This window comes from Kaistella sp. (assembly GCF_032060305.1).
In the GTDB taxonomy this organism is placed as follows: Bacteria; Bacteroidota; Bacteroidia; order Flavobacteriales; family Weeksellaceae; genus Kaistella; species Kaistella yananensis.
Map to the genome: position 1 here is coordinate 4,781 of NZ_DAMBHK010000094.1, position 2,355 is coordinate 7,135.

Annotated in this window: 2 protein-coding genes and 1 pseudogene; 2 read left to right on the top strand and 1 reads right to left on the bottom strand. The window is 37.7% G+C overall.

Annotation, left to right across the window (positions count from 1 at the left end; translation table 11 throughout):
- Positions 1 to 717 (top strand): membrane protein insertase YidC (gene yidC, locus V5N63_RS10715; protein ID WP_332033934.1); only part of this gene is annotated, 717 nt, incomplete at its 5' end.
- 257 nt (positions 718 to 974) lie between these two features.
- Here yidC and V5N63_RS10720 read toward each other — a convergent pair.
- Positions 975 to 1,586, bottom strand: a complete 612-nt coding sequence (locus V5N63_RS10720; RefSeq protein WP_332033935.1) for a ribonuclease HII — start codon at positions 1,584 to 1,586, stop codon at positions 975 to 977.
- 446 nt (positions 1,587 to 2,032) lie between these two features.
- Here V5N63_RS10720 and V5N63_RS10725 point away from each other — a divergent pair.
- A pseudogene (locus V5N63_RS10725) lies at positions 2,033 to 2,355 on the top strand (SusC/RagA family TonB-linked outer membrane protein); the annotation flags it as partial.

Genomic DNA, 2,355 nt, shown 5'->3' on the forward strand with positions numbered 1-2,355 from the left:
ATTCTTTCGCCGGTAATGTTCAAACAGCACAAACTCAGCGCGATGATGCGTGTTATCCGTCCGGAGATTGATGAAGTAAATGCAAAATTTAAGGATGCAGATCCTTTAAAAAAACAACAGGAAACAATGGCAGTTTACCGGAAAGCCGGGGTAAATCAGATGGCGGGATGTTTGCCAGCCTTGCTGCAGATTCCGATTTTCTATGCGCTCTTCCGTTTCTTCCCGAACATGATCGACCTCAGAGGCAAAAGCTTCTGGTTTGCCAAGGATTTAACGGCTTATGATGATGTAATTAAACTGCCCTTCCATATTCCGTTCTTAGGCGAGCATTTAAGTATTTTCGCAATTGCGTGTACGGTGGTAATCTTGATTTATACGGTAATGACTTCCGGAAACATTCAGCAGCCACAGCAGGAAGGAATGCCGAATATGAAAGTGCTGATGTACATCTTCCCGATTACCTTCCTTTTCTTCCTGAACACTTCAGCATCCGGACTTTCATGGTATTATTTTGTATCGAATGCTATTAACATCTTAATCATTCTTGTCATTAAATACTGGATTCTGGATGAAAAGAAAATCCATGCACAGATACAGGCCAACAAGCAGAAGGAACCTAAAAAAGAAGGCAAGTTCCAGAAAAGAATGCGCGAAATGATGGAACAGGCGCAGGAACAGCAAAAAGCCCAACAGCAACAGGCCAAGAAAAAGAAATAAGATTATCTTATTATACAAGACAAAAAAGCGGAATTGATTTTCCGCTTTTTTTTATAGCCATATTTTAAGGTCATTCATCATTCATCCTCAAAAGCTTCAGGTTTTCTTTTACGTAAGTCCAATATAAGTCCAATATAACTCTAATAAAACATTGGAGTCATAGTGGAGTTATAATGAACTTATAATTGATTTAGGTGGTAGCTTAGTGTAGGCTGACTAAATGAATATACCGGCAGAATCAGCTAAATGTTTTCGACTTAGCCCGCGTAAGAATGCTCACCGCAAACCCTGTAATCCAGTCGGAATGATCTTCGGTGATGGATGGTGGGACCGTATTTGTTCAAAGCTTCCTGATGCTGCTTTGTAGCATAACCCATATTGGTAGCCCAGCCATATTCCGGAAACTCTTTGTGAAGCGCGATCATAATCCTGTCCCTGTAATTTTTTGCTAAAATCGAGGCACATGCAATAGAAAGCAGCTTAGCATCTCCTTTTACAATACATTCATGGGGAATAGATTGGTAGGGATGAAATCTGTTTCCATCAACCAGGATAAGTTCCGGGCGGGTTTTGAGTTGATCAAGTGCATGATGCATTGCCATGATACTTGCATTTAAGATATTGTGAACATCAATTACTTCCGGGGAAACTTCGGCGATCGAATATTCCACCACATGATCTTTGATGTAGGAATCCAACTCCATCCGTGTCCTGAAGGTTAGTTTTTTCGAATCATTAACCAAATTATGTGTGAAATTCTCGTCAATAATAACACTCGCAGCCACCACAGGACCGCACAGGCAGCCTCTGCCGACTTCATCACAGCCTGCTTCTATATAATGTTCTGACCATTTTTTAAGCAAATCCATATAAAACGAACAAAATTTATATTCAATAATCGTTTGTAAAATTACAATTATTACGTAAAAACTAACTAAATTTTTAGCCGTGGAGGGACAATTAAGGGATTCTACAGTTCTAAAATTTGCTTTTTAAACACATTTCACATAAACCAGTTGAACTGTAAAAAACTTAAAAATTCTTTAAGATTAACGTAATTTAACTTAATTTTCATTGCATAGTTAATATAAAAAGATTGCTATAAACAATTATATTTTACTACTTTATTTAAATCTGCATGATATTTATCATAAAAATGCTTCAAATTCTGATAAATTCACACATTTGTAATAATTGTTACATTAAATACAGCAGCGCCAGATATTTATTAGATTATTAAGAATTAATTAACAAAATGTTTGGTCATATTGTGAAAGTTTTGCACTTTTGTCTCAATGAAAAAATTTAATTTGATATGAAGAAACTAACAACAAGCGTTTTAGCTGTAGTTTTAACCTCCTCATTTGCTTTGGTAAATGCTCAGGTTGACACTGCCAGAACGCAGGATATCGAAGGCGTTGTAGTAACGGCTTTAGGTATTAAAAGAGAGAAAAAATCTATTGGGTATGCAGCTCAGGAGGTTAAAGGTGAAACCATCTCTGACGCAGGGCAAAACAATGCCTTAAGTGCTCTATCAGGTAACGTAGCGGGGGTACAAGTTACCGCACCATCTTCTATGGGTGGTTCTACCAGAATCACAATGAGAGGGGTAAGTTCAATCATCGGTGAAAACAGACC